Source organism: Rhodococcus sp. 114MFTsu3.1 (assembly GCF_000383555.1).
In the GTDB taxonomy this organism is placed as follows: Bacteria; Actinomycetota; Actinomycetes; order Mycobacteriales; family Mycobacteriaceae; genus Rhodococcoides; species Rhodococcoides fascians_E.
Genome location: NZ_KB911556.1, coordinates 171,264 through 178,011 on the forward strand (window position 1 = coordinate 171,264; position 6,748 = coordinate 178,011).

6 protein-coding genes are annotated in these 6,748 nt (G+C 63.6%); all 6 read right to left on the reverse strand.

Translation table 11 applies throughout. From position 1 onward, the window contains the following. Window positions 1–85: 85 nt before the first annotated feature. Entirely contained in the window at window positions 86–1,333 is a 1,248-nt protein-coding gene (locus tag H292_RS0121415; RefSeq protein ID WP_019665547.1) for an MCE family protein, read from the reverse strand. Beyond that, on the reverse strand, window positions 1,330–2,619 hold the full coding sequence (locus H292_RS0121420) for an MCE family protein (protein WP_179276811.1): 1,290 nt from the start codon (window positions 2,617–2,619) through the stop codon (window positions 1,330–1,332). Before H292_RS0121420 ends, H292_RS0121415 begins: the two co-directional genes overlap by 4 nt. Before the next feature lie 8 nt (window positions 2,620–2,627). Next, a complete protein-coding gene (locus tag H292_RS0121425) occupies window positions 2,628–3,923 on the reverse strand; it encodes an MCE family protein (RefSeq protein ID WP_019665549.1) in 1,296 nt (431 codons plus the stop codon). Beyond that, window positions 3,923–4,915: an MCE family protein gene (locus tag H292_RS0121430; protein ID WP_019665550.1), complete on the reverse strand. Its 993-nt coding sequence runs from the start codon at window positions 4,913–4,915 to the stop codon at window positions 3,923–3,925. The genes H292_RS0121425 and H292_RS0121430 overlap by 1 nt, the downstream gene beginning before the upstream one ends. Then, window positions 4,912–5,979, reverse strand: coding sequence for an MCE family protein (locus H292_RS0121435; RefSeq protein WP_019665551.1), 1,068 nt, complete (start codon window positions 5,977–5,979; stop codon window positions 4,912–4,914). The genes H292_RS0121430 and H292_RS0121435 overlap by 4 nt, the downstream gene beginning before the upstream one ends. Continuing rightward, window positions 5,976–6,748: MCE family protein (locus tag H292_RS0121440; protein WP_020112670.1), on the reverse strand; the 773-nt coding region annotated here is incomplete at its 5' end. The genes H292_RS0121440 and H292_RS0121435, both read right to left, overlap by 4 nt.

The following is a 6,748-nucleotide window of genomic DNA, read 5'->3' on the forward strand; positions in this document are numbered from 1 at the left end:
GTGAAACCGTGGAACACGAAACGGCGGTGAATCTGCTCGGTTTCCGCAGATCCACCGCCGACGACCACGATACGACTGTGCACAGTTACTTCGGAGTGACTCCGATCAGGGGAGCGAGCTGTGAGGCGATCGGATTCAGGTTGAGCTTGTCCGGATCCACCTTGGGCTTGCTGTCCCACGGCTGCGGGGTTTCGGGGTCCGCGAACACGATCCGGTTGGCACTACGAACGCCGGTGACGCTGCCCTGCGGTGTCGTGCAGTTCGCGTCGAGATTCAGCGGGTAGTTCTCCTCGGTCAGGTCGAAGTTGGGATTCTTCGCCTTCTCCTCGTCCAGAATCGCCTGTGAACCTTCGTAACCCAACGTGCACGGAGGCGGATTGTTCGTCTCGAGAAGCAGACCCTGGTGAATCGTGCCGTCGCCCGGGACAAGCGTCTGCGCACCGGACGCCAGGGCAGGCAGGAAGATCAGCAGAGGCTTGAGCGCCAGAGTGCGAGGAGCAGCCAGCTCGAACACGTTGCGCAGGTTGGTCAGATCCGTCGTCAAGGACCCACCGCCTTCGTTGATCAACGCACCGACCTGATCGCTCGCTGCGGTCCCGGTGTTGATCAATCTCCGGATGTCCGGATCGTTGCTGCGCAGCTGCGCGGTCACCGACGCCAGATCCGTGCTGAACTGCCGGATGGCCGACGACTGCTCGGACTGCGTGTCCAACACGGTACGGCTGTCCCGAATCAGAGCGAGTGTCTGCGGCAGTGCTTCGTTGCCTGTCTCGGACAACGCACCGAGCGAGTCGACGAGCACCTGCAGATCGTCGCCCTTTCCGTCGAACGCCGCCCCGAGCTCTCGGACGACCGTCGTCAGGTTCTCCAGCGGCACGGTCTTGACGAGCTGATCCGTGCTGGCGAGGACGTTCTCGACGGGCACCGGTGTCTGCGTGTCCGCCGTCGCGATGGTCGAACCGTTCTCGAGATACGGACCTTCGTCGCTCGTCGGCTGTAGATCGACGTACTGCTCACCGATGGCCGAGCGGTTGGCCACGACCGCGCGCGCCGACGACGGAATCTGCGGACCGCCGTTGTCCAGCAACAGTTCCACGTCGATGCCGTCGTTGGTCAACGACAGCGCGCCGACGGTGCCGACCGGCACGCCGCGGTACGTGACCTCGGCGTTGGTGAAGATACCGCCGGAATCAGCGAACTGGCCGGTCACGCTGTACTGGCCGAAGCCGAGCAGATTGTCGAGCCGCACGTATTTTCCACCGACGTAGACAACGCCCACGACAGCGACGATGACGAAGAAGATGAGCTGCACCTTCACCAGCCGCGATCTCACAGCCCACCTCCGAGTTGTTCGAGCAGATCGTTCAAGGGCTCGAACGGAGTGAGCGGCGCGCCGGTCTCACCCTCGTCCGGTTCGGCCCCGGGCGCTACCGGTACCCCGGGAGGAGGCGACGGGTTGGGAATGATCGGGGGCAACGGCAGCAGCGAGATCGTGGGCCACCCCGGTCGTGGACCGTTTCCGTTGTAGTACGGGTTCGACGGATCCACGAGTGGGAGCGTGTCGCCGTACTTCGGCGGGATGTAGACCGGATCTCCCTCTCCGACACCGAAGTTGCGCAGAGCGGTGCCGATCGACAGATCGAGCGAGAGGTACAGGTTGGCCGAGTTGCCCTGGGTGATCTCCTCGATACCGTCGGGGAACGGCAGCGTCGGGATCAGCGGCAGCGTGGTCACGATGTCGTCACCCGACGCCGCGAGCGCCTGCAGTGTCGGACGCAACGCACGCAGGTCCGCGATCAAATTGTCCTTCGACTGATTGATCACGTCCGTTCCGACGCTGCCGAGCCTGTCGAGCTGGCCGAGCATCTGCGTCAGCTGCGGACGCTGCTGTTCGAGGACCTCCGTCGCGATCGGCAGGTCCTGCAGGACTCGGTCGATCTTCTCGGTCTGACCGCTGACCTGCGTGGTCAGAAGATCGAGACCGTCGAGTGCACGGGTGATGTCGTCGCGCTGCTCCTCGAGCCCACCGATCAGTGTGTTCGCTTCCTGGAGAAGACTCTTCGTGGTGCCCTCGCGACCGGAGAAGGCCGCGTTGAGCTCCTTCACGATCGGAGCGAGTTGCCCGACGCCACCGCCGTTGAGGACCAACGACAGGGCACCGAGGACCTGTTCGATGTTCGTCGTCACGCGGGTCCGGTCCAGCGGGATGGTGTCGCCGTCCTTCAGCTTCTGCGGATCCGCGTCACCGGCGGGTACCGACAGCTGAATGAACTTCTCGCCGAGGATCGACGTCTGCTCCACCGCCGCAGTCGCGTTGGCAGGCAGGTCCGTCGAATCGTTGACGATGACGCCGACGTTCGCGGTCCACTCACCGTCCGGAACGCTGATCGAGTCGACTCGACCGACCTCGACACCGTCGACCTTCACGGTCGACTGGGGAACCAGATCGAGAACGTCCTGGAACTGAATGGTCAGACGGATCGGATTGCTGCCGACATCCGCACCACCGGGCAGTGGAATTCCGTAGACGCCCTGCGAGCACGCCGTGGCCGACATGACCACGACAGCTGCACCGACGACGGACGTCAACGACCGTTTCGACGAAATCCACGTTCTCATCGACGCGCTCACTGTCCCCCTCCAAGCGATTCCTGCAGTCCTGGCAGAGTGTTGTTCTCGCCGAGCCTCGGCGACACGACACCGGGCACCGTTCCCGGCACGACGTCGCCCTGTTGGGTGTCGTTGGTCAGTACGCCGAACGGCAGCACCAGCCCGGAATCGCGAACCGGCCCCTGGATCAACGTCGTGATCTCGCCACACCGGTCGATGATCGGTTGTATCTGGGCACCGAGCTGTTCGAATCTCGGGTCGCCCGGAACCAACTTGCCGAGGTCGATCAGACGGCACACCGTTCCGAGCGGGTCCTGGGTCTCGTTCTGCAGGTTGGCACGTGAGGCCAGAGTGCCCGACTCGGCATCGTAGGAGTTGACGAGATTGCTGATCGCGAGCGGCAGAATCGTCAATGTCTCCACCAACTGCTCGCGATTGTCCGACAGTGCCTGAGTGGGCTGCACCAGTCCGTCGGCCGCCCGCACCAACTGATCCCGGTTGTCCGCCACGAATCCCGCCACGTCGCCCAGGGCGATCGACAGCTGATTCAGTGCCGCCCCAAGATTCTCCCGCTCCCCGTCGAGGAATCCGGTGAGATCGGACAGCTGGTCGTTGAACTCGCGTACCTGGGCGTCGTTGGCCGCGAGGGCCGAGACGAACGTCTGCAGGTTCTTGACCGTGTCGAACAGGTCGCCGCGGGAGTCGCTGAGTGTCCGCGACGCCTCGGAGAGCTGAGTGATGGTGTTGCCCAGCGCTTCGCCGTTGCCGTCGAGGTTCGCGGCGCCGGTGTCGACCAGATCGGTCAGCGCCCCGTTCGCGTTGGCACCGTTGGGTCCGAGTGCGTTGGACAGCTCGTCGATGCTGGCGTAGATCTGGTCCACCTCGACCGGGGTTGCGGTCCGGTCACGCGGAATCACCGCGTCGCCCGACATCTTCTCCCCACCCGAGTAGGCGGGTGCGAGCTGAACGTAGCGATCCGACACCAAGGACGGCGTGATCTGCGCCGCTCTCACATCGGCCGGAATGTCGACGCCGCGCTCGACGCGCATCTTCACCTCGACCTGGTCGCCCTGCGGCACGACCGAGGTGACTTCGCCGACTGCGACACCGAGGACACGAACGTCGGAACCTTCGTAGATACCGACGGACTTGTCGAAGTACGCCGTGATGTCGGTCGAACCCGCACGGGTGAACAGCCACCAGAGGCCGCCCGCGATCACCAGCGCTGCGATGACGACGCCTGCGATGACTGCGCGGGAGCCACCGGTCTTCTTGGTGTTCTCCGTGGTTCCGTCAGCTGTGCTGTCGGTCATCAGTTGCCTCCCAGATCACGCGCGGGCTGACGGTAGCCGGGGATCAACGGCAGACCAGGAGGCGTGAGGTTCGCCAAGGTGATGTCGAGCCAGCGGCCGTTACCGACCACGTTCGCGTACAGGCGCACGAACGGTGAGTACAGCTGCAGACCGCGCTCGACGGCCTCGTTGTTCTCGTTGAGGATGTCGATCACGCCGTTCAGTTGTTCGAGCATCGGAGTGATCTGCTCTTCGTTGTCGCGGACCAAGCCGGTCAGTTCCGTCGACAGCCGCCTGGTTCCGCTGAGCAGCTGAGAGATCGCCTGCTGGCGGTTGTTCAGCTCTTCCAGCAAAGGCCCTGCATCGGCGATGAGCCTGGTGAACTGTTCGTTCCTGTCCGCCAGCACCTTCGAAGTCTGCCCCGTCGCCTCGAACAGCCTCTGCAGTTCGGCGTCGCGGCTCGCAATGGTCTGCGACAACCGGCTGACACCGTCGAGCGAGGCACGGATGTCTGCCGGCGTCTCGGAGAACGCCTGCGACAACGTTTCGAAGCTCGACGCCAACTGCGTGGTGTCGATGTCCTCGATCGTGGACGCAGCATCGGAGAACGCGTCGATCACGTCGTACGGAGAAGTTGTGCGCTCCAACGGAATCGGGTCCTTCGGCTTGAGCACGTCGTCACCGCGAGGATCGATGGCCAGGTACTTCTGTCCGAGGACGGTCTTGATCTGGATGGACGCCGACGAGTTGTTGCCCACCCACGCGTCCTGCACACGGAAGTCGACGTTGACTCTGTCGCCGTCGAGCTCGACGGAATCGACCTGCCCTACCTTGACACCCGCGATTCTCACTTCGTTGCCGGGCTTGAGCCCGGCGGCTTCCTTGAACTGCGCCGTGTACGTCGAACCGGCTCCCAGGATCGGCAGCTTGTCCAGAAAGAACACCGACACGGTAGCCAGAAGCACGATCATGATGCCGAGCGCGCCGGCCACGAGCGGGCTACGCTTTTTCATTCCTTGATCCCCCCAGCTTTGCAACGCTCGGCCGCGTTGGTGTAGAGCGGTTGATTCACCGTCGGAAGCCCTGTCGGCAAGTTCAGGTTGGGTGACGTTCCAGGCCCCGCCTGAATGTCGATGCCGCACAGGTAGAACGTGAACCACGAACCCTGCTGGGCCGTCCTGATCAGTTTGTCGAGTTTCTTCGGCAGGGTCTGGATGACCGCGGTGACCTCCGCTTCACGATTGTTCAGCGTGGTCGCCAAAGTGTTCAACGCGGCGATCGAGCCCTGGATGGACGGCCTCGTCGGTTCGAGCAGATCCGCGGTGGCATCCGTCAGACCGGCGAGTGACGTGACGGCGGATCCGACGACGTCGCGGTCGGAGGACAGTCCCGACACCAGCGCCTGCGTGTTGGTGATCAGAGAATCCAACTGGTCGTCGTTCTGGTTGACCGTCTGCAGCACCGTGTTCAGGTTGGTGATGACGGCACCGATCACCGCGTCCTTGTCCGCGACCGTGTTGGTCAAGCTCGCGGTACTGCGAACGAGTTCGCTGATCGTTCCGGACTCACCCTGGAACACCTGGATGATCTGGTAGGACAGCTTGTTCACGTCGTCGGCACTCAAGGTCTGGAACAGCGGCCGGAAGCCGTCGAACAGCGTCGTGAGGTTGACGGCGGGCTTGGTCTGGCTCAACGGGATGGTCTCACCGGGGTTGATCTTGCCGCCCTGGTCGCCCGCACCCTGTTCGATGGCGATGTACCGCTGCCCGACGAGGTTTCGGTAACGGAGGTTGGCTGTCGCCGAGGCAGGCAGGTAATCCCGGCCGTCGACCGAGAACTCGACCTTGGCCTCGCGCTCGTTGACGATCTCGATGTTCTTGACGTCACCGACGCGCACACCGGCGATGCGCACCTCGTCGCCCTTGTTGAGCGATGCGACGTCACTGAAGATCGCGCTGAACGTCTGTCCCCCGCCTCCGGAGATGTTCGCGATCGAGAACGCCAACGTGCCTGTTGCCAGAATCGTGACGACAGCGAACACGATCAGTTTGACGAGCGGTGCGAGTAGCCCCCTCATTTGATGGTCACCTCCACACCCCTCAAAGCCGGCGCCCCCGCCGAAGTCACCCAGGAAGGAACGTCCTCCGGAGCGGTTCCCGTTGCCCCGCCGTAGATCACGGCGAGCGTGTCACGTTCGAAATCCGAGCCCGCGTAGGACACCGGCGTCTGCTCGACAATGCCCGGCAGCGGCGAGTACTGCGGCGCAGGCAGTTCCGGAACATCCTGCGGTCCGGGGTTCCTCGACGGCACCTGGTAGGAACCGTCGTTCGCCGATCCGCCTGGGTACTGCGGGAAGAACTCGCCGGCAGCAGTGTCCGCCGGGGTGTAGCAGCGCGGTCCGCGATCGTCGAACAGACGCGGCTCGTCCTGGTTGGGAAGGTAGCGGCCCTTCGGGTTGACGAACGCAGCGGAGACGTTGATGCCTCGGTACTCGTCGCCGACGCCGATGACGTCCTGCGCGCGTTGCACCACCGGCACGAAATTGGCGAACGTGCACCCGAACGACGGCGAATACTGCGCCAACAACTCCAGCGCCTCACGCGAATCCGCCGAGATCCGAATCAGATTGTCCGCGTTGGCCTGCAGAAAATCTGCCGTCGACGCACTCGTCGCCGTCAACGACGAGATCAACGTATCCACCGCCGGACGCTGCTCGACCAACGTGTTCCCCGTGACCGACAGATTGTCGAGCGCATCGATCAACTGCGGACCCGCATCGGCATACGTCTGCGAGAAATCCGCCAACCCACGCAGATCCTCCTGAATGTTCGGCAACTCGGTGTTCA

Coding starts and splice junctions, on each gene's coding strand:
- H292_RS0121430 (WP_019665550.1), bottom strand. CDS start 4,915: ATGAAAAAGCGTAGCCCGCTCGTGGCCGGCGCGCTCGGCATCATGATC.
- H292_RS0121435 (WP_019665551.1), bottom strand. CDS start 5,979: ATGAGGGGGCTACTCGCACCGCTCGTCAAACTGATCGTGTTCGCTGTC.
- H292_RS0121420 (WP_179276811.1), bottom strand. CDS start 2,619: ATGAGAACGTGGATTTCGTCGAAACGGTCGTTGACGTCCGTCGTCGGT.
- H292_RS0121425 (WP_019665549.1), bottom strand. CDS start 3,923: ATGACCGACAGCACAGCTGACGGAACCACGGAGAACACCAAGAAGACC.